Source organism: Caulobacter sp. GW821-FHT09H08, assembly GCF_059415885.1.
Genome location: NZ_JBWKOC010000003.1, coordinates 781,443 through 803,305, shown reverse-complemented (window position 1 = coordinate 803,305; position 21,863 = coordinate 781,443). Strand labels below are relative to the sequence as shown.

Below are 21,863 nucleotides of genomic sequence, written 5' to 3'. Positions count from 1 at the left end.
AGTCAGCGGTCGCACGCAAGCGGCTTGCGTAAGGAATGGTTAAGGAAGGCGCCCGGCGCCTAAGTCAGAAGCGACTTACCAACCGAAACCTGTCATCCCGGAAGCCCCCGCTCCGGGATGACACGGCGGTATCGTCAGGCTGTGACGCCGGTTCCGGCGCTGGTCGCGCCGCTCTTCGTCGAGGACGACGAGGTCAGGGCGGTGTCCAATTGCGCCAGCAGCTTCTGCATCATGTCGGCCGCGTTGGAGGAACTGGACAGCAGGCTCGCCAGGCTGGTGGACGTATCGGCGCTCGTCTCCTTGCCGTGGTCGAGCAGAGCATAGAACTCCTCGCCGCTCAGCGAACCGTCGCCGTCCTGGTCGGCGGTCTTGATCAGGTCGGAGGCGGCGCTCGTTCCATCCGTGCTGTCGCTGCTGTTGGCGGCGGCCAGCTCCTCGGCGGAGACCGTGCCGTCCTGGTTGGTGTCCAGGCTCTCGAACACACCGCTGGAGCCGCTCGCGCTGCTGGAACTGCTCGCGCTCTCGGCTTCCCCGGACGGCGGCGGACCACCGGGCGGCGGGCCGTGGTGACCACGGGGTCGGCGCGTTCCTTGCGCCTCCGATTGACGCGAAGCGGCGTCGCTGATCGCCGTCGAGATTTCGGACGACGACAGGCTGCCATCGCCGTCGCTGTCCAGGGCTTCGACGATCTTCGAGGCCAGTTCGTCCTGGCCTTCGGTCTCGTCGGTCTTCTTGGCGGACAGGGCCGTGGAGAGCTCGCTGGTCGTCAGCTTGCCGTCGCCGTCGGCGTCGCCGGCCTCCATCACCGAGCTCGCCACATCGTCGACCGACTGGGTCGAGAGCAGCGCCGACAAGGTATCTCCGCTGAAATGTCCGCCCGGTCCGCCGCCGCCACGCATCGGCGGCGGACCGCGCTGCTCGCCCGAGCCCTGCACATTTTGCCCGACCGACTGGAACTCGCTGAGCGACAGTTGCCCGTCGCCATCCGCGTCCGCCGTCTTGAAAGCCGCCTGCTGGAGCTGGCGCAGCTGGGCCAGACTCGTCGAGGAGCCGGCGCTGGTTATGCTCATATCGCTCACCCTCTGTTGGGGAGCCGCCTTGTCTGGCGCGGCTCCTTCTCCACGCCGGGAAATCGGCGCGCGGTGAGACAGGCGAAAAACATTCCACCTTTCAGCGTGTTGCGCCGATGAAATGAGACGTTCGAGGAAGGGGTGTCAGCGGGGCTTCAGCTCGCCCACTAGGTCGGCGCGGCCATAGACCTTGTCCAGCGCCTCGATGACCGCTGGCGCCGAGACCGAGACGGTCCGGTTCTTGGAGCCGTCATAGCCGTATGCGCCGCCCAGCGAGTGGATGTTGCCATCGAACGCCACGCCCATCAGCCGTCCCTTGGCGTCGATCACCGCCGAGCCGGAGTTGCCGCCGATGATGTCGTTGGTGCTGACAAAGTCGAAGACGGTGTCCGGTTTCAGCCGGTCCTTGGCCTCGACCCAGCGCGGCGCGGCGGCGAATGGCTCCACGCCGGTGGCGCGCGCGTAGTAGCCGGCGAAGTCCGTGGTGGCCGGCACCGCCCTGCCTCGCTCCTCCCAGCCAGCGACCTTGCCGTACGACAGGCGCAGCGAGTAGGTCGCGTCCGGATAGACGCTGTCGCCCAACACCGCGAAGCGGGCCTGGGCGATCTTCTCGGCGGCGATGTCGGTGGGACCCGAAACCTCGGCTTCGTAGGCCGCACGAGCCTCGCGCGTAACCGGGTCGGTGCGCAGCACGAACTGGATCAGCGGATCGTCCGAGGCCTGGATCGCCTCCAGCCCGCCTTTCCAAAGCGCCATGCGGACCTCGGGATCGGACAATCGACTTTCGGACAGATGCTCGGCGACCTGCTCAGGGCTCTCCGCGCCCAGCAGCGCCCGAACCTCCGGCGCATTGACGGTGAGGACCTCGCGGGTCTTCAGCAGCCAATGTTCCAGGCACAGCCGCTCCAGCGCCGCCTCGGCGGCCGGCGCATCGGCCAGCTTGCGCTCGATCAGCGGCATGCGGGTGTCGACATACTCCGGCAGCCGCTCGGCGTTAGGCTTCTCGCGCTCCTGGGCGGCCCGCACCAGCAGCCGGGCGTAATAGTAGAGCTCGGAGCCCCCGCCCCCGCCGCTCTCCAGCATCCGCGCGGTCGGGAAGCGTTCGGTCGCGGCTTTCTGGGCCGTCGCGATCCGCGCCCAGGCGTCGCCGACCTCGGCCGCCAGCGTAGGATCGGCCGCCACCTTGGCCCGCAGATCCGCCTCGGCGACGCGCTTGGCGTCGAGGAAGGCCTTGTCGCTCAGGGTCGCCTGCCTGCCGAGGCCGGCCTTGTAGCTGTTCTCGACCCAGGCCAGCTCCGAGCCGGCGATCCGCATGTGCTCGGCGTTCTCCTGGCCGAACTGGATCAGGCGTCCTCGCAGCTCGGCGCGCTGCAGCTGCAGCATCGGCAGGATGAGGTCGCGCTGGGTTTCCAGCTGGGCCACCGTCAGCTGCCGCTCGGTCGAGCCGGGATTGCCGACGACGAAGCTCGGCTCGCCCTCTTCCGGCGCCTTGGCCCGCCACTTCAGGAACGTCGGCGTCTTGGCCGGCGCGTCGTCGGCATAGAGCCGGACGAAGGCCACATCCAGGGCGTAGCGCGGGAAGTTGAAATTGTCGGGATCGCCGCCGAAGGCCGAGGTCGCGATCTCGGGCGCGAACACCAGCCGCACGTCGCTGTAGCGGCGGTACTTGTAGACCTTGTACTGGCCGCCCCGGAAAAAGCTGATCGCCTGGCAGCGCAGGGTCTGGTCCTGGCCGCAGGCCGCCAGCTCGGCGATCGCCATCGCGCCTTCGCGGGCCCGCACGAAGTCGCGACCGGTCTGGTCCTTGACCGCCATCCGCACCTGGTCGGTGACGTCGACGATGGTCAGCAGCACCTCGGCCTGCAGGCCGGCGCACTTCTTCTCCTCCTCGCGGCCGTCGGTCAGGAAGCCCTCGCGGACATAGTCCTGGCCCTCGCTGGACAGCGCCTGGGCGCAATCGGAGACGCAGTGGTTGTTGGTGACGGCCAGCCCCTCGCGGCTGACGATCGCCGCCGAGCAGCCGCTGCTGAGCCGCACGGCCGAGGCCTGCACCGTGTCCAGCCAGGCCGCGTCCAGGGTCACGCCATAGGCGGCCTTGATCTGGTCCAGCGGCAGCTTGTCCAGCGTCCACATGCCCTCGTCGGCGCGCGCCGAGCCGGTCGCGGCGAGCGCGACGGCCAGGGCGGAGGCGGTGCGAAGAACCGTCATGGATGCTTCTGATCGCTGCACGTCAAAAGGCGCATATCTCCCAGATGGGGACAGAACCAACCCACTTCCGCCCACCTTGCGAATATTTCACTACAGAAATCCGCCTTACCCCGATTTAACTTGGACGTTCGACGATCGCCGTTCATTGCTGCAACCGTCGGTTTGGGGGAGCACGAGTCCGGATGTCGTTGGCCTTGGCCACTCTGCTTTACGAGTGGCGTCGTTACATGGCGGCCGTTGTCGCCTTGGCCTTTTCGGGCCTTCTCGTCCTGGCGCAGGTCGGCATGTTCGTCGGCATCGGCAAGGGCTTCACCGCCCAGATCGACCGCGCCCGCGCCGACGTCATGGTGCTGGGCCCAGGCGCCAAGGCGCTGTTCGGCGGCCCCTCGGGCCTGCCGCGCCGCATGATCCCGCTGGTTTACAGCCATCCGGAAGTCACCCAGGTGGCCCCGCTGGACGGCTCCGGCGGCCGCTTCCAGAACATCCTGACGCCCGAGCAGCAGGCCAAGGAAGAGGCCCGCGCCAAGAAGGCCGGCAAGGGCAAGGGCGGCCCGCCCGGCGGTTCGTCGCGCAAGAGTGAATTCGTCAACGTCACGGTGATCGACGCGATCCCCGGCTACGTGACCGTGCCCACCGACTACACCCAGTCGATGATCGAGGCCCTGCGCCGTCCCTACGCCGTGGCGATCGACGAAACGGCCGTCAAACGCCTGGGCGTCAAGAAGGGCGACCGCGCCCTCTACAACGGCAAGACCATCACCATCGCCGTCATCACCCACGGCTATCCGAACATCATCCAGCCCACCCTGGTGATGTCGCGCGACACCCTGCGGATGCTGGGCGAGGCCGACACCGGCCAGCGCGTCGGCCCGCTGATGGTCGAGATCCGCGACCCGGCCCGCGCCGAGATCGTCGCGGCCCAGCTCAACAAGAAGGCCGACGGCAAGTTCCGCGCCTGGACCCGCCAGGAGCTGGCCGACGCCAACTCCAACGCCATGCTGGACGACCAGATCATCGGCATCATGCTGGGCTTCTCGGCGTTCCTGGGCCTGCTGATCGGCGTGGCCATCACCTGGCAGACCCTGCGCGGCGCCATCATGGCCAACATCAAGGAGTTCGCCTCCCTGCGCGCCCTGGGCGTGTCGATGGGCGACCTGCGCAACATCGTCATGGAGCTCAGCTTCTGGGTCGGCATCGTCGGCGTCGGGGCCGCGGGCCTGCTGACCTGGCTGGTCAGCCTGCTGGCCGTGGCCGGCGGCGTGCCGATGTACTTCCCGCCGACCCTGATCATCATCGTGGCCGTCTTCCTGGTCGTGATCGCCATGCTGTCGGGCTTCCTGTCGCTCGGCATCCTCAAGAACAGCCAACCCGCGGACCTGCTGCGATGACCGGTGACAATGCTCACAAGCGCGGCGAGACCGCCCTCGAGGCCCACGGCATCGTCAAGCGGTTCAAGACCGGCCGCACCTTCGTCGAGGTGCTCAAGGGCGTGGACTTCGACGCCAAGCACGGCGACGTGACCATGGTCATGGGCCCGTCCGGCTCGGGCAAGTCGACCCTGGTCGCCGCCCTCTCCGGCCTGCTGAAGCCCGACGAGGGCAAGGTCTCGGCCCTGGAGGCCAACGACCTGTGGGGCCTCTCGCAGAGCCGGATCGACAAGTTCCGCCTCGACCACTGCGGCTTCATCTTCCAGGGCTTCAACCTGTTCCCGGCCCTCACGGCCAAGCAGCAGGTGATGACCGCGCTGAAGTACCAGGGCGCCGGCAAGGGCGAGCAGGCGCGCCGCGCCCAGGCCGCGCTGGAGTCGGTGGGCCTGGGCCCGCGCGTCAACCAGCGCCCGTCGGAACTGTCCGGCGGCGAGAAGCAGCGCGTGGCCATCGCCCGAGCGCTGGCCAAGAACCCGAACCTGATCTTCGCCGACGAGCCGACCTCGGCCCTCGACGGCGAGAACGGCCAGATCGTCATCCGTCTGCTGCGCGAGGCCGCTTCGGTCCGCGGCGCGGCGGTGATCTGCGTCACCCACGACCCGCGGCTCGAGGCCTATGCCGACCGCGTCATCCACATCGAAGACGGCCGGATCCTGGACGACGTGCGCCGCACGCCCGACGCCAATCCGAAGCCGCTCAGCCACTGATTTTCTGGGGGAATTCTAGACCATGCCCGCGTTTCTGCGCCGCCCCGCCTTCTGGATCGTCATCGTCGTCATCGCGCTGCTCGGCGGCGGTTTCGTCTATGCCAAGAAGCAATCCGCCGAGAAGAAGAAGCAGCTCGAAGTGGCCGCCGCCCAGGAAGAGCCTTCCCCCTACGCGGCCATCGCCCAGGGCAAGGCCGACGTCGAGGGCGGCGTGATCCAGGTGGCCGCGCGCCGCCAGGGCATCGTCCGCGAGGTCTTCGTCCAGGAAGGCGACATCGTCCACAAGGGCCAGCCGCTGGCCAAGCAGGAGGACGACGACGTCCGCCTGGCCGCCCAGACCGCCACGGCGAACCTGGCCTCGGCCAAGGCCCAGTTGGCGCTCTACCAGGTGCAGCTGCGCACGGCCCAGCGCGAGTTCAACCGCCTGCAAGGCCTGGCCGCCTCCAACTACGTCGCCGCCCAGAAGCTTGACGCCGCCCGCGACCAGATCGCCTCGGCCCAGGCCAATATCGGCTCGCAGCAGGCCCAGATCAGCGTCGCCACGGCCCAGCTGGCCCAGGCCAACTACAACCAGGAACTGACGGTGATCCGCGCCCCGGCCGACGGCCGCATCGCCCGCCGCCAGGCCAATCCGGGCGCCGGCGCCTCGACCCTGAACGTGACCGCCATGTTCGACCTCGAGCCGAACACCCAGCGCATCGTCCGCGCCGAGATCGTCGAGGCCGACATCCCGAACGTGAAGATCGGCCAGGAGGTCGAGATCCAGCCGGAAGGCAATCCGGACCAGACCTTCGTCGGCAAGGTCCTGCGCCGCGCCGCCGTCTTCGGCGCCCGCAAGCTGGCCTCGGACGACCCCAGCCAACGCAGCGACGAACGCGTCGTCGAAGTCGTCGCCAGCGCCGACGGCACGCCGTTCCTGGTCGGCCAGCGCGTCCTGGTGAAGTTCATGAAGCCTGGCCAAAAGGCCGGCGTGAAGCGGGATAAGCCGACGCCGCCGGTGGCCGGTGGGATGACGAAGAAGAAGGCGTAACGGCCTCTTCTCAGCCTGAAGCTTATTGGAACGCCGCGCGGTCTTCGCGCGGCGTTTTCATTTTGGAGAGCAGCGGACAGCTAGGTCCGCCTTCGACCCGTTGCGGACTCTGCTCCCCCTGTGGGGGAGCTGTCGCGGAGCGACTGAGGGGGCTAATGCGGCTTGGACCGAGCTGCCCCTCCGGCCCTCTGGGCCACCTCCCCCGCCCCATACTAATTCCACCTGACAGCACGAAAGGGACGTCCGGCCGGCGATCGTGACGGCTGTCAGGGGTGGTCGAGCGGGAAGCGCTCGCTGGGCTTCTTCGGAAGTCCCTTCGCGACGGCTCCAGCGGCGGGTTCCTTGAAACACAGGACAAAGCCCTGGCGGCGAAGGTTCAGCGGCGCAGCAGGCCCGGGCTGAAATCGCCCGGGCGTTCCGGGACCGGGGTTCGTCGCCTCGGCCCGCCTGTCGGGGGCCTCCTTCGGAAGCGGGTTAAGACCCCGCGCGTCGAGGGCTCATCGGATAACGGCTACGCGGGGCGCTCGGCTTCGTCGAAACGGTAATCACAAACTCACACTCCGGGCGTCGCCCGGGCGCTCCGCTTCCCTTTCCTTGCTTCAGCGGCCGACCGCGTGAAGTCGAAAACCCGTGCGCGAGCGGCAAGCCTTGACCTCCCCTCTCCCGCGCCGCACAACACGGCAAAACCAAACACGCGTTTGAGGGAGACTTCGGCATGGCGGACATCCGCTTCGACGGCAAGGTGGCGATCGTGACGGGCGCCGGCGGGGGCCTCGGCCGACAGCACGCGCTGGAGCTGGCGCGTCGCGGCGCCAAGGTCGTGGTCAACGACCTGGGCGGCAGCGTCGACGGCTCGGGCGGCTCGTCCGACGCGGCCCTGAAGGTCGTCGCGGAAATCGAAGCTTTCGGCGGCGAAGCCATCGCCCACGGCGCCTCGGTGACGGATGACGCGGGCGTGGCGAACATGGTCCAGACGGCCATGGACAAGTGGGGCCGCATCGACATCCTGGTCGCCAACGCCGGCATCCTGCGCGACAAGACCCTGACCAAGATGGAGCTCGCCGACTTCGAGCTGGTCATGCAGGTGCACGTGTTCGGCACCTTCAAGCCGATCAAGGCGGTCTGGGACATCATGAAGGCCCAGAACTACGGCCGCATCGTCGTGACGACCTCGTCGTCGGGCATGTACGGCAACTTCGGCCAGAGCAACTACGGCGCGGCCAAGATGGCGGTGCTGGGCCTGATGAACACCCTCAAGCTCGAGGGCGCCAAGAACGACGTGAAGATCAACGCCATCAGCCCGGTCGCGGCGACCCGCATGACCGAAGGCCTGATGCCGCCGGAAGTGCTGGCCAAGCTCGCCCCGGAATACGTCACCCCGGGCGTCGTCTATCTGTGCTCGGAGGAAGCGCCGACCGGCGCGATCCTGACCGCCGGCGCGGGCGCCTTCGCCCTGTCGCGGATCTTCGAGACCGAAGGTGTCTATCTGGGCGAAGGCGGCCTCTCCGCCGAGGAAGTCCGCGACAGCTGGGACCAGATCACGGCCGAGCCGGGACAGAAGGCCTACTTCAACGGCGGCGAACAGGGCCAGAAGTTCTTCCGCAAGATGGCCGGCGGCTGACCTTACGGAAAGAACAGATCGCCTCGAATATCTTTGTTCGAGCAAGATTTGACATAACGACGATTGATACGGGGGCCTTGCGCCCCCGTTTCTTTTACATCGATGACAAAATTCACCGGTCGATCAATTAATAGCAACGCTATCTGAGTGGATGCGTTAAAGGCGGCGCTCCTCGAGCGCCAAGAAGGAACAACCTCGGGCGCTCGGCGGACTTCTCCTCCCCCAGAAGGTCGCTAAGTCATCATGTCCCTCTCGCGTACCAGCCTCGCCGCCGGCGTCGCTCTGCTGGCGCTCGCCGCCGCTTCCCAGGCCTCCGCTTCGGCCTTCTACCTCCAGGAACAGTCGGTGCGCGGCACGGGCCGCGCCTATTCCGGCGAAGTCGCCGACAAGGGCGTCGGCAGCCTGTGGTGGAACCCGGCCTCGATCGCCGGCATCGCGCGCAGCGAAGGCTATTTCGGCCTCAACGCCGTCCAGGTGAACTCCAAGGTCGCCAACACCGGCTCGACCATCACCCGCCCGGTTCCGCCGGCCGGCCTGACCACTCCGATCGGCGGCGCGGCCACGGCCTATGACCCGATCAACGACGGCGTCGTGCCGAACGCGGGCGCCGCCTTCAAGATCAACGACCGCCTGTCGGTCGGCGTCTCGATCGCCGCCCCATACAACTTCACCACCGAGTACAACGCCGACAGCTGGACCCGCTACGACGCCCTGAAGTCGCAGCTGCGCACGGTCAATGTCGACGGTGTCGTCGCCTATCGCGTCAACGACATGATCGACCTGGGCGTGGGCGTCACGGCCCTCTACGCCGACGCCAAGCTGACCAACGCCCTGCCCAACATCTCGCCGCTGCAGGCCGACGGCTCGCAGGCCCTGAAGGGCGACGGCTGGGCCTATGGCTACACGGTCGGCGCCCAGATCCATCCGTCCAAGGCCCTGACCATCGGCGCCAGCTATCGTTCGAAGATCGACCAGACCCTGAAGGGCCAGGTCACGGTCGCCGGCCTGCTGGCCCCGATCCCGGCCGCCAACAACTTCTCGGTCGCCGGCCAGGCCAAGATCACCCTGCCCTGGATCGCCAATGTCGGCGCCCGCTGGGCGGTGAACGATCAGTGGACCCTGAACGCCTCGGTCAGCCGCGTCGGCTGGGGCGAGTTCGACGCCATCCGCGTCAGCTTCCCGGGCGGCGGCTCGACCAGCGTCCAGAACTACAAGGACGTCACCACCTATGCCGCCGGCGTGGACTACCAGGTCTCGCCCCGCCTGACGCTGCGTACGGGCGTCCAGTACGACCCGACCCCGACCCCGGACGTCGGCCGCACCGCCCGCGTTCCGGACGGCGACCGCATGATGTACGCCGCCGGCGCCACCTGGGCCGCGACGGACAGCATCAACCTCGACGCGGCGATCAGCTACATCAGCTTCGACGAGACCAAGATCACCCGCACCGACACGACGGCCACCAGCTCGACCACCCGCCTCAGCGGCGACGTGACGGGCTCGGCCGTGGTCCTGGCCGTGGGCGCCCGCTTCGGCTTCTAAGCCTGGCGCATCACTGAAACGAGAAGCCCGCCCGGAGCGATCCGGGCGGGCTTTTTGCATCTAGTCGCCGATGGTCTTCCAGAGGGCCCTGGCCGCCCCCGCGAACACCTCGGCCGCCTGGCCCTTCGGCTCGGAGATCACCGCCGGCACGCCCTGGTCGCCGCCGATACGGACGGCGATCTCGAGCGGCACGCGGCCCAAGAGCGGCACGCCCAGGCGCTCGGCCTCGGCCACGCCGCCGCCCTCGCCGAAGATCGGGATCGGGGCGCCGGTCGAGGGATCGGCGAAGAAGGCCATGTTCTCGATCAGGCCCAGGATCGGCGTGGCGGTCTTCTCGAACAGCGCCGCCGCCCGGCGGGCGTCGATCAGGGCGATCTCCTGGGGCGTCGTGACCAGCACGGCGCCGTCGATGCGCAGCTTCTGCACCAGGGTCAGCTGGACGTCGCCCGTGCCCGGCGGCAGGTCGACGACCAGCACGTCCAACGGCGCGATTTCCGAGGCCCAGGCCACGTCATGGATCATCTGGCGGACGGCCGACGAGGCCATCGGCCCGCGCCAGATCATCGCCTTGCCCTCGTCGACGATGAAGCCGATCGACATCAGCTTCACGCCATGGGCTTCCAGGGGCTGGAGCTTGTTGTCCACGAACAGCGGGTCGCCATCGACGCCCATCATCTTGGGGGCCGAAGGACCGTAGATGTCGGCGTCCAGCAGGCCGACGCGCAGGCCCATCTTCGCGAAGGCGACGGCGAGATTGGTCGAGACGGTGGACTTGCCCACCCCGCCCTTGCCCGAGGCCACGGCGATCACGTGGCGGACGTGGGCGGGCTTCTCGGCTTCGGGCGGCGGGACCATGCGGGCCTGCGGGTCCTCGGTGACCTTGGCGCCCTTGCGCACCCGGGTCGCGCCCTCGGCGGCCTGGGCGGTCAGCACGACCTGGGCGACCTCGATCCCCGGCAGCGCGGCCAGGGCGCGCTCGGCCAGCTCGCGGACGGGGGCATAGGTCGCCGCCTGGCTGGCCGGGACCTCCAGCACGAAACCGGCGCGGCCATTGCGGACGACGAGGCCCTGCACCAGGCCGGCCGCCACCAGCCCCTGCCCGCTCGCCGGGTCGGCGATACGGTCCAGCGCCACGCGAGCGTCGTCGAGGGTAGCGGTCACGGGCATAGGCCTCCGTTCAGGAGCGCCTCATATCCGCGTGACCGTCGGGTTTTACAAGTCCGCGGGGCCGCCTAGCGCTCGACGATGTCCTTCTGCTGCGGGGCCAGCTTGGCCAGCAGCTTGTTCTGGGCGGCGAACGGCACGCCTTCCTTGTCCATGGCGAACTGCAGGTTCTCGATCAGGGCGTTCATGTCGCGATTGGTCGTGCCCTGGTCCTTGTGCGAGCTCTTCATGTCCTTGCCGGTGTAGTCGCAGCCGCCGCCCAGGACGTAGCAGAACTGCTCCTTCAGGGTTCGCTTTAGGCGCACTTTGTCGGCGGCGGCGAAGAAGTCCTTGATCCGGGGGTCGGCGAAATTGCGCTCGACCATGGTCTCGACGATGCGGTCCACACCGTCCTTGCCGTGGAACGCCTTCCACACCGCCGGATCGGTGATTGGCGTCGCACCGGCGTTGGCGTTCGACTGCTTGTAGGCGTCCACCGGCTTCTCCCCGGGCGGAACGGCGTCCTGGGCGAAGGCCGAGCCGGTCAGGGTCAGAGCCGCGCAGGCGGCGAGCACGAAGGTCTTTTTCATCGGTGCGCGCTCCTAGAAGCCGGCTTGCAGCGAGAGATAGACCCCGCGCTGGTTCTTGAAGGTGGCGATGTCGCCCAGGTCGACATAGGCGGCGGTGACCGACAGGTGCTTGTTCACGGCGTAGGCGGCGAACAAGTCCTTCCAGTCGTCTTCCTTGGCGAAGGCCAGGTTGCTGGGCTTGGTGCGGTACTCGGCCCCGACCACCAGGCGCTTGCTGATCAGCCAGCCGGCCGAGCCCTCGAACTGGGGCTTGTAGCCGCCGTCCTTGGCCGAGCCGAAGCCCAGCAGGCCCGTCTGGTTGGCCTTGGTCATACGGACCGTGCCGTTCAGGACCAGCGACTTGTCCAGCAGCACCTTGGTGGCCGCCGCATAGAAGTCGACGCCGCTATCCTTCCTGGCGCCGACGGCGCGGACGATGGCGTCCTGGTTGTTGTCCTTGTACTGGGCCCCGACGCTGACCTGCGGGATCCAGCTGTCCTGGGTGTAGATCGCGTCGCCCAGGACGCGGACCTTGGCGCCCAGCACCGTCTGCTTGAACGTGAAACCCTTGCCCAGGCCCAGCTTCGCGCCGGTCGCGCCGGTGTCGAATTCCTGGCGCGTGGCCGACAGTTCGACGCGGTCGTGGAAACCCACCGCCCCGCCGAACGCCCGCAGCTTGTAATTCTTGACGTCGACATAGGTCCCATGGACCTCGCCGCCGATGCCGTGGTCGGTCTCGTTGCCGGCGATCACCGCCCAGGTCGAGAGACCCCCGCCCGCGCCGCCTTCGACCGCGCTGACGCCATGGGTGAGAAGCAGCTTGCCGCCGGTTTCGAGTTCGCCCGCGTGGGCGCTGGCCGCGCCGCTCAGCGCCAGCAGGAACACGGCGATCGCCGCGCGTGAAGTTCGCATCGTAGCCCCCTTCTAGAGAGCCGATGACGAGCCCCTTACTTCCCGCATCGGATGCGCGGAACTTGGTATGCAAAGGTTTTACAGACTGTTTCCAAGTAGATCTGGAAACCCGGAACAGGTGTCGCACCGCGCGCCGCACCCGGACCGCTACGTTAACGCGCATTTCACTCGGGTCGCGTTAGGAGAAATCTGATGAGATACGTCGCACTACTTCTGATGGTTGCGCTCTGGGGCGGACACGCGTGGGCCGGTGATTTCACCGTCACCGTGCGCGGCGCCGACGGCAAGCCCGTGCCGGACGCGGTGGTGACGGTCTATCCGAACGGTCAGCCCAGCAAGGGCCCGATCAAGTTCCCCTGGCCCTATCGCGTGGCCCAGCAGAACATCCAGTTCACGCCGTTCATGCTGATCGTCCCGGTCGGCGCGGACGTGGCCTTCCCGAACCTCGATAAGGTTCGCCACCACGTCTATTCGTTCTCGCCGGGTAACAAGTTCGAGATCAAGCTGTACGGCCACGAAGAGAACCGCACCGCCAAGATGAACGCGGTCGGCGCGGCGGCGATCGGCTGCAACATCCACGACCAGATGGTCGGCTTCATCCGCGTGGTCGACACCCAGTACGCCGGCAAGACCGACGCCAACGGCGTGGTCACGATCCAGGACGTCCCGGCCGGCGCGGTCGTGGCTCGGGTCTGGCATCCGTACATGCGCGCGATGAAGAACGAGAAGACCCTCTCGACCACCAGCGTCGGCGCCGGCGCGGTTCGCGAGCAGGTGTCGGTCGATCTTCGCGCCCCGGCGGGACACTGACCCGCCGATGTTCCAACGCCTCCAGACCAAGCTGACAGTCCTCTACGCCGGGCTCTTCGCCCTGGCGCTGAGCCTTGTCGCGGTGACGGTCTATGTGGCGATCACCAGCAACGCCCAGCGCGCCGTGCGCCAGGAACTGGCCGCGTCCGGCACGGTGTTCGATCGCGTCTGGGCGCTGCGCACCCAACGCCTGCATGACGGCGCCGAGCTGCTGTCGCGCGACTTCGGCTTCCGCGCCGCCGTCGCCACCCACGATCGCCCGACCGTGGAGTCGGCCATCACCAACCTGCGCGAGCGCATGGGCCTAGACCTGGCCTTCACCGTCGGCGTCGACGGCGATGTCGTGGGTTTCGATCCGGCGCGCCTCGATGTCGAGAAGCTGTGGAGCGCGCTCGACGCCGAGGACGGCGCCCAGGGCGTGTTCGCCATCGACGGCAAGCCCTACCAGCTGATCTCCGCGCCGATCATGTCGCCGACCCTGACGGGCTGGATCGTCTTCGCCGCCAAGCTGGACGAGCACGAGATGCAGGCCCTGGAAAAGCTCTCGGCCATCGGCCTGGACGCCCAGGTCTTCGACCAGCGCGGCGAGCAATGGATTTCGGCCGACAAGGGCCCGGCCAACACCGCCCTCGCCGTCTTCGTCGGCAAGGCCATGCGCGACAAGATGCTGGCCCCGACGATGCTGCGCGGCGGCGCCGACAGTCTGGTGCTGGTCAAGCCGATCAAGGCCTTGGACAAAGCCAACGGCGCGGCCCTGGTGCTGCGCTATCCGATGGCCCAGGCCATGGCGCCCTATCAGCCCCTGATGGCCGCCGTGATCGTGGCCGGCCTCATCGGCGCGGCCCTGGTCGCCGCCGCCAGCTGGGCGCTGTCGCGGGGCCTGGCCAAGCCGATCACCGCCTTGGACGTGGCCGCGCGGCGCCTGCAGCGCGGCGAGGACGTCCGTGTCGAGGTCACCACCCGCGACGAGATCGGCCGCCTGGCCGAAAGCTTCAACCTGATGGCCAGCGAGATCCGCGAGCGCGAGGCGGACATGATCCGCCAGGCGCTGCACGACGGTGAAACCGGCCTACCCAACCGCCGCGCCCTGGAGCGCGCGATCGACATGCGTCTGGCCGAGATCGGACCCGGCGAACAGGTCGTGATCGGCGCCGTCGGCTTCGACCGCTTCCCGCAGGTGCGTGCCGCCATCGGCTACGAGCAGGCCACCGAGCTGGTCGCCAAGCTGGGCGAGCGCATCTTCGAGATCGCGCCGGGCGTGATGGTCGGCCGCCTGACGACCTCGATCCTCTGCGTGGTCTCGGCGACCGAGAACATCGAGCAATTGCTCGGCGTCATCGAAGAGGTGCTGCCGCGGATGGAGGCCCCGATCCTGATCGGCGGCGAGCCCGTCGATGTCCATATCACCCAGGGCATCGCCGCGATCTCGGCGGACGAACTGGACGCCGGCCGCCTGATCGAGCGCGCCCTGATCGCGCTGGACCAGGCCCGGGCCGCCCATCGCAAGATCATGGCCTTCGACCCCGTCGCCTATGGCGATCCGGCCGCGAACCTATCCCTGATGAGCGAGATGCTGGCCGCGGTCCGCGACGGCGACCTCTTCCTCAACCACCAGCCCAAGCTGGACCTGCGCAACGGCCAGATCACGGGCGTCGAGGCCCTGGCCCGCTGGAACCACCCGACGCGCGGCTTCCTGGCCCCCGATCTGTTCGTCGGCATGGCCGAGGAGACCGGCCACATCCGCGCCCTCACCGACTACGTCCTGACCCAGGCCATCGAGGATCAGGCCTGCCTGCGCCAGGCGGGCCACGACGTCGTCATGTCGGTCAATATTTCCGGCCGCCTGGTCGACGACGCCGAGTTCGCCGAACACGCCATCGCCCAGATCCGGGCCGCCGGAGCGCGCCTGTGCTTCGAGATCACCGAGACCGCCGTCATCGGCAACCCCGAGGCCGCCCTGGCCGTGCTGGCGCGCTGGGCCGAGGCCGGTATCCAGGTCTCGATCGACGACTATGGCTCGGGCCTGTCGTCCCTGGCCTATCTGAAGCAGATCCGCGCCGACGAGCTGAAGATCGACAAGGCCTTCGTCATGACCCTGCAGTCGGGCGGCAAGGACGCGCTGCTGGTGAAGTCGACGGTCGACCTGGCCCACAGCCTGGGCATGAAGGTCACCGCCGAGGGCGTCGAGACCCGCGAGGCCCTGGCCGCCCTGCAACTGATGGGCTGCGACCTGGCCCAGGGCTACCACATCGCCAAGCCCATGAGCCTGGACAAGCTGGTCGAATTCCTGGGCGAATGGTCGATCGACCTGCCGGTCGAGGACGAGACACGCAAGAGCGCGTGATTTGATCTCCTCCCCTTTCGGGGGAGGTGGCCCGAAGGGCCGGAGGGGGCAACACAGCCCATGCCGAGATGGCCCCCTCAGTCGCTCCGCAACAGCTCCCCCAGAGAGGGAGCAGACCTATTCAAATCGACGCCTTCAGCAGGTCCAGCACATGGTGCAGGCTGTCGGCGATGTGGACGCACTTGTCGTGCATCTCCTCGTTGGGATCGAGGATGTCGGGCACCATCACCGTCATCATGCCGGCCGCGTGGGCGGCGCGGACGCCGGGGTGACTGTCTTCCAGCGCCAGGCAGTGGGCCGGGTCGACGCCGAGGCGGCGCGCCGCTTCCAGATACGGGTCCGGGTTGGGCTTGTGCCTGGTGACGTCGTGATTGGCCACCACCGCGTTGAAGCGGCGCAGCAGGTCGAAGCGGCCCAGATACTTCTCGACCGCGACGATGCCGTTCGAGGTGGCGATGCCGCGCGGCAGGCCCAGGTCGTCCAGATAGTCGAGGATCTCGATCACCCCGGCCTTCAGCTTGGTCTCGGCTTCCAGCAGGTCCTCGACGTCGGCCCAGACGCGCTCGAAATAGGCCTGGACCGGGAAGTCGTCGCCGTAGATCTCGCGCAGCATCACGCCGCATTCGGGCGTCGTCTTGCCCACCATGGCGGCATAGGTCTCGCCGGTGAAATGGACGCCGAACACGGTCCCCGCCTCGATCATCGCCGCCCGATAGACGATCTCGGTGTCCAGCAGCAGGCCGTCCATGTCGAACACGACGGCCTCTACGCGGCGGGGAAAGCTCACTTGTAGAACTCCTCGGTCCTGTAGCCCTGGAAGTAGAGCAAGGTCGTCAGGTCGGTGTGATCGACCTTGGCGTCGGCCTGCGCCGCCACGATCGGCTTGGCGCGATAGGCCACGCCCAGGCCGGCGGCCTCGATCATCGCCAGGTCGTTGGCCCCGTCGCCGACGGCCAAAGCGTCGGCCGGGGTCACGCCCAGGTCCGCCGTCTCTTCGTTGAGCGCGGCCAGCTTGGCTTCCTTGCCCAGGATCGGATCGCCGACCTGCCCCGTAAGAGCCCCGTCCAGCTCGATCAGGGTGTTGGCGCGGTTCAGGTGGAAGCCCGCCGCTTCGGCCACCCGGCTGGTGAAGAAGGTGAAGCCGCCCGAGACCAGGGCGCAGCGCGCGCCGTGCTGGGCCATGGTGCGGACCAGGATCTCGGCGCCCGGGTTCAGCTGGACACGCTGGTCGTAGCAGGTCTGCAGAGCCTCGACGCCCAGGCCCTTCAGCATGCCGACCCGCTCGCGAAGGGCGCCTTCGAAAGCCAGCTCGCCACGCATGGCGCGTTCGGTGATCTCGGAGACCTGCTCCTTGACGCCCGCGAAGTCGGCCAGTTCGTCGAGGCATTCGACGTTGATGATCGTCGAATCCATGTCGGCGATCAGCAGGCGCTTCTTGCGGTTGGCTGCCGGCTGCACGGCGAAGTCGACCGCCAGGTCGGCGAGATCGGCCTTGGCCCCTTCGATGTCCCCGCCTTCGACGAAGAAGTCGCAAGCCAGCGGCCCGAGCTCCTCGCGACGGCTGGACAGCCTGGCTTCGACGCGCGAAACGGCTTGTGCGTATGCGTCGGGGTTCGCCCCAACGACGGTGAGGACGGTCGGAATGTTGGAGAGTTCGGACATCGCGCCCCGCATCTGGCTGATCGCGGGCCCGACCGCAAGCGGCAAGTCAGCCTATGCGCTGCAATTGGCCGAGAAGACCGGTGGCGAGATCGTCAACGCCGACTCCATGCAGATTTACGCAGGCCTGCGCGTCCTGACCGCCGGACCGTCGCCGGAAGAGGTCGTCCGCGCCCCGCATCATCTGTTCGAAGTCGTCGACGCCGCTGTCGGCTGGTCGGTCGGCCGCTGGCTGGAGGCGGCGACCAAGGCGCTCTCCGAAATCGCGGCGCGCGGCAATCCGGCCATCATCGTCGGCGGCACCGGCCTCTATTTCCGCGCCCTGACCCACGGCCTGGCCGACGTGCCGCCCGTGCCCGAGACCCAGCGCGAGATCTCCGGCCTGCTCTACGCCGCCCGCGGCGAGCAAGCGTTTCGCGAGACCCTCAAGCCGCTCGACCCGCAGGCCGAGGCCCGGATCGAGGTCGGCGACCGCCAGCGTCTGGTCCGCGCCCACGCCGTGGCGGTCGCCACCGGCAAGTCGCTGACCTCATGGCAGACCGACACAAAGCCGGCGCTGCAGCCCGGCAGCTGGAAAGGTGTCGTGCTCGATCCGCCGCGCTCCGACCTCTACGCCCGCTGCGACGCGCGCCTGTCGGTGATGGTCGAGCAAGGCGCCCTGGACGAGGTGCGGGCCATGGAGACGCGGGGCCTGGACCCGTCCCTCCCCGCCCTCAAGGCCGTCGGCTATCGCGAGTTCGCCGCCCACCTGCGCGGCGAGACCACCCTGGACCAGGCTCTGGACGCCGCGCGCCAGGAGACCCGCCGCTACGCCAAGCGCCAGCTGACCTGGTTCCGGAACCAGACGCCGGACTGGGAGCGCATCAGCGTTCCGTGAGGGTGACACCGCTCTTCAGCAGCTGCGGCTTGACGATCAGGGTGTAGTCCTCGTCGAACACCTGCTCCTTGGTGCGGTCCAAGGCGGCGATCACCCGTTCCTCGGCTTCCATGACCGGCTTGGCCAGAACCTCGCACACCGCGCCTGCGGGTAGCTCGGTCTGGCCGGTGTCTGTGGCCCGCAGGATCGTGGTGACCTCGTCGGCGCAGGCCAGCATGCCGGTCATCGAATAGAAGCAGATCTCCTTCTGCAGGTAGGAGTCGACGCTCCACGCGCACGGGATGGCGCTGACGGCGACGCCCTCGACCGTCGCGACTGGTCCCGGCTTGGCCACCGTGCGTAGGAACATCTGGTAGCGGACCACCGCGTTCTCGGTGCGGCCGCCCTTGGCCAGCGTCAGTGGCCGGGCCTTCTGCGCGATCGGGGCCAGCCGTTGCAGGGTCGGCGGCTGGGGCGCCGCTGGCGCGGGCGCTGTCGCAGCGGGCGGCGTAGTCGGCGGTGGGGCGGCTTGGTCCAGCACGAAGGTCTCCAAGGTTGAGCTTGGCCATGGTGAGCATGTTCGCTCAATCTTGGCGATAGCCTGGATGGATCGGGTTTGCGCGCCGGCCTCTTGCCCCTATGGGAGAAGGCTCAATCCGAGAGACTCCGCATGTCCGACCTCAACGCCCTCGCCGAACGCGTCGCCGCCAGCTTGATCGCCCGCGGCGAGACCGTCGCCATCGCCGAGTCCTCGGCCGGCGGCCTGATCTCGGCGGCGCTGCTGGCCGTGCCGGGCGCGTCGAAGTTCTATGTCGGCGGCGCGGTCGTCTACACGGCGCGGGCCCGCCTGACGCTGATGGACATCCCGCAGAAGGCCATGGACGGCCTACGCTCGGCCAGCGAACCCTACGCCGTCATGCTGGCCCGAGTGGCCCGCAAGAACCTGAAGGCGACCTGGGCTCTGTCCGAAACTGGCGCGGCCGGGCCCGACGGCAACCGCTACGGCGACGCGCCCGGCCACTGCTGCATGGCGGTCGTCGGCGAGGAGACCTCGGTCAGCGCCACGCTCGAGACCGGCAGCGCCCAGCGCGCCGCCAACATGCAGGCCTTCGCCGTCGCAGCGCTGGAATTGCTGGCCAAGACCCTGGAAGTCTAGGCCTTTCGCCGCAGGGTTTCGCCCAGGCCCGCCGGCCAATGCGGTGAGAAATGCGCGCGCCATCGCCCCTCGACGCGTCTGACCTTTCAGGCGCGTGACCTTCACGGGGCAAAACTGCCTCTTCAGGGCACGGCGCCGGTGATGTCACACCACGCCGCAAAGGCACATCCTTGCGGCAAAGAGCGCCTTGACGCCCTATCTGGCGCATGTCATGACCCGTTCCGTAGCTTTGGAGCAAGACTCGTGCGCAAAACCATGATCGTACTTATGGAGCGGCCGTTCGCGGGGTGACCTAGAAGTCACGTCGTAGCTCGGTCGCGCGCGCAAAGGTCCTTCGGGACCTTTTTTCTTTTCAGCTTCGCCTTTCCCGCCTTTCCCCCATCGGATCCGTCCCATGACCGCCCATCAGACCATCGAGAGCACCGCTCCCGCAGACACCGCAGATCGCGCCATGACCGGCGCCGAGATCGTGGTTCGCGGCCTCGTGGACCAGGGCGTCGAAGTCCTGTTCGGCTATCCGGGCGGCGCGGTCCTGCCAATCTATGACGCGCTGTTCCACGAGCCGCGCCTGCAGCACATCCTGGTCCGCCACGAGCAGGGCGCGACCCACGCCGCCGAGGGCTATGCCCGCAGCTCGGGCAAGCCGGGTGTCGTCCTGGTCACCTCGGGCCCCGGCGCGACCAACGCCATCACCGGCATCATGGACGCCCTGATGGACTCGATCCCGATGGTCGTCATCACCGGCCAGGTCCCGACCCACCTGATCGGCACCGACGCCTTCCAGGAAGCCGACACGGTCGGCATGACCCGGTCGTGCACCAAGCACAACTACCTGGTCAAAGACGTCCGCGACCTGCCGCAGATCATCCACGAGGCTTTCAAGATCGCCACCACCGGCCGTCCGGGCCCGGTGCTGATCGACATCCCCAAGGACGTCCAGTTCGCCAAGGGCGAATACTACGGCCCGACGGAAGTGGCCTCGAGCCACGCCTACGCGCCGAAGACCAAGGGCGACGCCAACCGCATCGCCGAGGCGGTGAAGATGATCGCGGGCGCTCGCCGGCCGATCTTCTACACCGGTGGCGGCGTCATCAACGCGGGTCCAAAGGCCAGCGAAGCCCTGCGCGAGTTCCAGGCCCTGACCGGCGCGCCGGTCACCTCGACCCTGATGGGTCTGGGCGCCTTCCCGGCCGCCGATCCGGCGTGGCTGGGCATGCTGGGCATGCACGGCACGTTCGAAGCCAACAACGCCATGCACGACTGCGACGTGATGATCTGCGTCGGCGCCCGCTTCGACGACCGCGTCACCGGCCGCCTGGACGCCTTCTCGCCGGGCAGCAAGAAGATCCACATCGATATCGACGCCTCGTCGATCAACAAGAATGTCCGCGTCGACCTGCCGATCGTCGGCGACGCCGGCTCGGTGCTGGAAGACCTGATCGCCGCCTGGAAGGCCGCGAACATGCAGCCCAACAAGGCCGCCCTGACCGACTGGTGGGCCCAGATCGACCAGTGGCGCGCCCGCCAGTGCCTGAACTACCGGCGCTCCGAGACGGTCATCAAGCCGCAGTACGCCATCGAGCGCCTGTACGAGCTGACCAAGGACAAGGACGTCTACATCACGACCGAAGTTGGCCAGCACCAGATGTGGGCCGCGCAGTTCTTCCGCTTCGAGGAGCCGAACCGCTGGATGACCTCGGGCGGCCTGGGCACCATGGGCTACGGCCTGCCCGCTGCCCTGGGCGTGCAGCTGGCCCACCCCGGTTCGCTGGTCGTCGACATCGCCGGCGAAGCCTCGATCCAGATGTGCATCCAGGAACTGTCGACCGCGATCCAGTTCGATCTGCCGGTCAAGATCTTCATCCTGAACAACGAATGGATGGGCATGGTCCGCCAGTGGCAGCAGCTGCTGCACGGCGAGCGCTACAGCCACTCGTATTCGGACAGCCTGCCCGACTTCGTGAAGCTGGCCGAGGCCTATGGCGCGGTCGGCATCCGCTGCTCGGACCCGGCCGAGCTGGACGGCAAGATCCTGGAGATGATCAACAGCGACAAGCCGGTGATCTTCGACTGCCGCGTCGAGAAGCACGAGAATTGCCTGCCGATGATCCCCTCGGGCAAGGCCCACAACGAGATGATCATGGGCGAGGTCGAGGACATCGGGAACGTCATCGGCGAGGACGGCGCGGGGTTGGTGTAAGGCGCGCCACGCCCTCGCCCTTCCCTACCCTTTGGCATAGAAGCGATCCATGACCGCCAACGTCCAACCCGCCCCCGCCTCGGCCTATGACCTTAGCCCCAAGGATCAGGCCGAGCAGACCGCCACCTTCGCCCTCCTCGTCGACAACGAGCCGGGCGTCCTGCACCGCGTCGTCGGCCTGTTCGCCGCGCGGGGCTACAATATCGAGAGCCTCACGGTCGCCGAGACCGACCGCAAGGCCCACACCAGCCGCATCACCGTGGTGACCCGCGGCACGCGCCAGGTGCTGGAGCAGATCGAGGCTCAGCTCAACAAGGTGGTCAACGTCCGCCGCGTGCACGACGTGACCCGCGACCCGAACGGCGTCGAGCGTGAACTGGCCTTGGTCAAGGTGCGCGGCTCGGGTCCCGACCGCGTCGAGGCCCTGCGCATCGCCGAGATCTTCCGCGCCAAGCCCGTCGACACCACGCTGGAAAGCTTCGTGTTCGAGATCTCGGGCGCGCCGTCCAAGATCGACAAGTTCCTCGACCTGATGCGCCCGCTGGGCCTGGTGGAACTTTCCCGCACGGGCGTCCTTTCCATCGAGCGGGGCGTCGAAGGGATGTAGCG

20 protein-coding genes are annotated in these 21,863 nt (G+C 68.0%); 12 read left to right on the top strand and 8 right to left on the bottom strand.

What is annotated here, in order from left to right; all coding sequences use genetic code 11:
• Window positions 1-134: 134 nt before the first annotated feature.
• Window positions 135-1,070 (bottom strand): EF-hand domain-containing protein, encoded by a 936-nt coding sequence (locus AC07NN_RS13360; protein WP_494641449.1) that lies wholly within the window; start codon window positions 1,068-1,070, stop codon window positions 135-137.
• 144 nt (window positions 1,071-1,214) lie between these two features.
• On the bottom strand, window positions 1,215-3,278 hold the full coding sequence (locus AC07NN_RS13355) for a S46 family peptidase (protein ID WP_494641447.1): 2,064 nt from the start codon (window positions 3,276-3,278) through the stop codon (window positions 1,215-1,217).
• A gap of 182 nt (window positions 3,279-3,460) precedes the next feature.
• Between AC07NN_RS13355 and AC07NN_RS13350 the strand changes: the two genes are divergently transcribed.
• From AC07NN_RS13350 to AC07NN_RS13330, 5 genes are all read left to right on the top strand, one after another.
• On the top strand, window positions 3,461-4,666 hold the full coding sequence (locus tag AC07NN_RS13350; protein WP_494641445.1) for an ABC transporter permease: 1,206 nt from the start codon (window positions 3,461-3,463) through the stop codon (window positions 4,664-4,666).
• Window positions 4,663-5,412 carry an ABC transporter ATP-binding protein gene (locus AC07NN_RS13345; protein ID WP_494641443.1) on the top strand — a complete coding sequence of 250 codons (750 nt, stop codon included), beginning with the start codon at window positions 4,663-4,665 and terminating at the stop codon, window positions 5,410-5,412. The genes AC07NN_RS13350 and AC07NN_RS13345 overlap by 4 nt, the downstream gene beginning before the upstream one ends.
• 22 nt (window positions 5,413-5,434) lie before the next feature.
• A complete protein-coding gene (locus AC07NN_RS13340; protein ID WP_494641441.1) occupies window positions 5,435-6,442 on the top strand; it encodes an HlyD family secretion protein in 1,008 nt (335 codons plus the stop codon).
• A 715-nt stretch (window positions 6,443-7,157) separates the two neighbouring features.
• On the top strand, window positions 7,158-8,063 hold the full coding sequence (locus AC07NN_RS13335) for an SDR family NAD(P)-dependent oxidoreductase (protein ID WP_494641439.1): 906 nt from the start codon (window positions 7,158-7,160) through the stop codon (window positions 8,061-8,063).
• Between the two features lie 243 nt (window positions 8,064-8,306).
• The gene (locus AC07NN_RS13330; protein WP_494641437.1) at window positions 8,307-9,605 is read left to right on the top strand and encodes an outer membrane protein transport protein; all 1,299 of its coding nucleotides are present in this window, start codon (window positions 8,307-8,309) and stop codon (window positions 9,603-9,605) included.
• A gap of 60 nt (window positions 9,606-9,665) precedes the next feature.
• Here the strand turns inward: AC07NN_RS13330 and AC07NN_RS13325 are convergent, their stop codons facing one another.
• The 3 genes from AC07NN_RS13325 to AC07NN_RS13315 all read right to left on the bottom strand — a co-directional run bounded on the left by AC07NN_RS13325 (window position 9,666) and on the right by AC07NN_RS13315 (window position 12,229).
• Entirely contained in the window at window positions 9,666-10,766 is a 1,101-nt protein-coding gene (locus tag AC07NN_RS13325) for an Mrp/NBP35 family ATP-binding protein (RefSeq protein ID WP_494641434.1), read from the bottom strand.
• A gap of 71 nt (window positions 10,767-10,837) precedes the next feature.
• A complete protein-coding gene (locus tag AC07NN_RS13320) occupies window positions 10,838-11,338 on the bottom strand; it encodes a group I truncated hemoglobin (protein WP_494641432.1) in 501 nt (166 codons plus the stop codon).
• A 12-nt stretch (window positions 11,339-11,350) separates the two neighbouring features.
• Window positions 11,351-12,229, bottom strand: a complete 879-nt coding sequence (locus AC07NN_RS13315) for a DUF3034 family protein (protein ID WP_494641430.1) — start codon at window positions 12,227-12,229, stop codon at window positions 11,351-11,353.
• A 192-nt stretch (window positions 12,230-12,421) separates the two neighbouring features.
• Here AC07NN_RS13315 and AC07NN_RS13310 point away from each other — a divergent pair, with 192 nt between their 5' ends.
• Together AC07NN_RS13310 and AC07NN_RS13305 are read left to right on the top strand one after the other, a co-directional pair.
• A complete protein-coding gene (locus AC07NN_RS13310) occupies window positions 12,422-13,039 on the top strand; it encodes a cupredoxin domain-containing protein (protein WP_494641429.1) in 618 nt (205 codons plus the stop codon).
• A gap of 7 nt (window positions 13,040-13,046) precedes the next feature.
• Complete coding sequence (locus AC07NN_RS13305) at window positions 13,047-15,383, top strand: putative bifunctional diguanylate cyclase/phosphodiesterase (RefSeq protein WP_494641427.1); 2,337 nt, start codon at window positions 13,047-13,049, stop codon at window positions 15,381-15,383.
• A gap of 121 nt (window positions 15,384-15,504) precedes the next feature.
• On the opposite strand, the gene AC07NN_RS13300 is transcribed toward AC07NN_RS13305, so the two are convergent.
• Both AC07NN_RS13300 and serB read right to left on the bottom strand, forming a co-directional pair.
• Entirely contained in the window at window positions 15,505-16,170 is a 666-nt protein-coding gene (locus AC07NN_RS13300; protein WP_494641425.1) for an HAD family hydrolase, read from the bottom strand.
• Window positions 16,167-17,045 carry a phosphoserine phosphatase SerB gene (serB, locus tag AC07NN_RS13295; RefSeq protein WP_494641423.1) on the bottom strand — a complete coding sequence of 293 codons (879 nt, stop codon included), beginning with the start codon at window positions 17,043-17,045 and terminating at the stop codon, window positions 16,167-16,169. Before serB ends, AC07NN_RS13300 begins: the two co-directional genes overlap by 4 nt.
• Between serB and miaA the strand changes: the two genes are divergently transcribed.
• The gene (gene miaA / locus AC07NN_RS13290; RefSeq protein WP_494641421.1) at window positions 17,026-17,919 is read left to right on the top strand and encodes a tRNA (adenosine(37)-N6)-dimethylallyltransferase MiaA; all 894 of its coding nucleotides are present in this window, start codon (window positions 17,026-17,028) and stop codon (window positions 17,917-17,919) included. The two genes, serB and miaA, sit on opposite strands and share 20 nt — an antisense overlap.
• On the opposite strand, the gene AC07NN_RS13285 is transcribed toward miaA, so the two are convergent.
• On the bottom strand, window positions 17,906-18,439 hold the full coding sequence (locus AC07NN_RS13285; RefSeq protein ID WP_494641419.1) for a hypothetical protein: 534 nt from the start codon (window positions 18,437-18,439) through the stop codon (window positions 17,906-17,908). The genes miaA and AC07NN_RS13285 overlap by 14 nt on opposite strands.
• A gap of 129 nt (window positions 18,440-18,568) precedes the next feature.
• Between AC07NN_RS13285 and AC07NN_RS13280 the strand changes: the two genes are divergently transcribed.
• The 4 genes from AC07NN_RS13280 to ilvN all read left to right on the top strand — a co-directional run bounded on the left by AC07NN_RS13280 (window position 18,569) and on the right by ilvN (window position 21,861).
• Window positions 18,569-19,054, top strand: a complete 486-nt coding sequence (locus tag AC07NN_RS13280) for a CinA family protein (RefSeq protein WP_494641417.1) — start codon at window positions 18,569-18,571, stop codon at window positions 19,052-19,054.
• A 243-nt stretch (window positions 19,055-19,297) separates the two neighbouring features.
• Window positions 19,298-19,345 (top strand): hypothetical protein, encoded by a 48-nt coding sequence (locus tag AC07NN_RS13275; protein ID WP_024265762.1) that lies wholly within the window; start codon window positions 19,298-19,300, stop codon window positions 19,343-19,345.
• A gap of 103 nt (window positions 19,346-19,448) precedes the next feature.
• Entirely contained in the window at window positions 19,449-21,254 is a 1,806-nt protein-coding gene (locus AC07NN_RS13270; protein WP_494641415.1) for an acetolactate synthase 3 large subunit, read from the top strand.
• Window positions 21,255-21,303: 49 nt separating this feature from the next.
• Entirely contained in the window at window positions 21,304-21,861 is a 558-nt protein-coding gene (gene ilvN / locus AC07NN_RS13265; protein ID WP_494641413.1) for an acetolactate synthase small subunit, read from the top strand.
• Window positions 21,862-21,863: the final 2 nt, after the last annotated feature.

What these genes read in the sequence shown, in the direction of transcription:
- miaA (WP_494641421.1), top strand. Translation starts at nt 17,026, where the DNA reads ATGTTGGAGAGTTCGGACATCGCGCCCCGCATCTGGCTGATCGCGGGC.
- AC07NN_RS13340 (WP_494641441.1), top strand. Translation starts at nt 5,435, where the DNA reads ATGCCCGCGTTTCTGCGCCGCCCCGCCTTCTGGATCGTCATCGTCGTC.
- AC07NN_RS13355 (WP_494641447.1), bottom strand. Translation starts at nt 3,278, where the DNA reads ATGACGGTTCTTCGCACCGCCTCCGCCCTGGCCGTCGCGCTCGCCGCG.
- AC07NN_RS13345 (WP_494641443.1), top strand. Translation starts at nt 4,663, where the DNA reads ATGACCGGTGACAATGCTCACAAGCGCGGCGAGACCGCCCTCGAGGCC.
- AC07NN_RS13335 (WP_494641439.1), top strand. Translation starts at nt 7,158, where the DNA reads ATGGCGGACATCCGCTTCGACGGCAAGGTGGCGATCGTGACGGGCGCC.
- AC07NN_RS13280 (WP_494641417.1), top strand. Translation starts at nt 18,569, where the DNA reads ATGTCCGACCTCAACGCCCTCGCCGAACGCGTCGCCGCCAGCTTGATC.
- AC07NN_RS13305 (WP_494641427.1), top strand. Translation starts at nt 13,047, where the DNA reads ATGTTCCAACGCCTCCAGACCAAGCTGACAGTCCTCTACGCCGGGCTC.
- serB (WP_494641423.1), bottom strand. Translation starts at nt 17,045, where the DNA reads ATGTCCGAACTCTCCAACATTCCGACCGTCCTCACCGTCGTTGGGGCG.
- AC07NN_RS13330 (WP_494641437.1), top strand. Translation starts at nt 8,307, where the DNA reads ATGTCCCTCTCGCGTACCAGCCTCGCCGCCGGCGTCGCTCTGCTGGCG.
- AC07NN_RS13360 (WP_494641449.1), bottom strand. Translation starts at nt 1,070, where the DNA reads ATGAGCATAACCAGCGCCGGCTCCTCGACGAGTCTGGCCCAGCTGCGC.
- AC07NN_RS13315 (WP_494641430.1), bottom strand. Translation starts at nt 12,229, where the DNA reads ATGCGAACTTCACGCGCGGCGATCGCCGTGTTCCTGCTGGCGCTGAGC.
- AC07NN_RS13320 (WP_494641432.1), bottom strand. Translation starts at nt 11,338, where the DNA reads ATGAAAAAGACCTTCGTGCTCGCCGCCTGCGCGGCTCTGACCCTGACC.
- AC07NN_RS13310 (WP_494641429.1), top strand. Translation starts at nt 12,422, where the DNA reads ATGAGATACGTCGCACTACTTCTGATGGTTGCGCTCTGGGGCGGACAC.
- AC07NN_RS13270 (WP_494641415.1), top strand. Translation starts at nt 19,449, where the DNA reads ATGACCGCCCATCAGACCATCGAGAGCACCGCTCCCGCAGACACCGCA.
- AC07NN_RS13350 (WP_494641445.1), top strand. Translation starts at nt 3,461, where the DNA reads ATGTCGTTGGCCTTGGCCACTCTGCTTTACGAGTGGCGTCGTTACATG.
- ilvN (WP_494641413.1), top strand. Translation starts at nt 21,304, where the DNA reads ATGACCGCCAACGTCCAACCCGCCCCCGCCTCGGCCTATGACCTTAGC.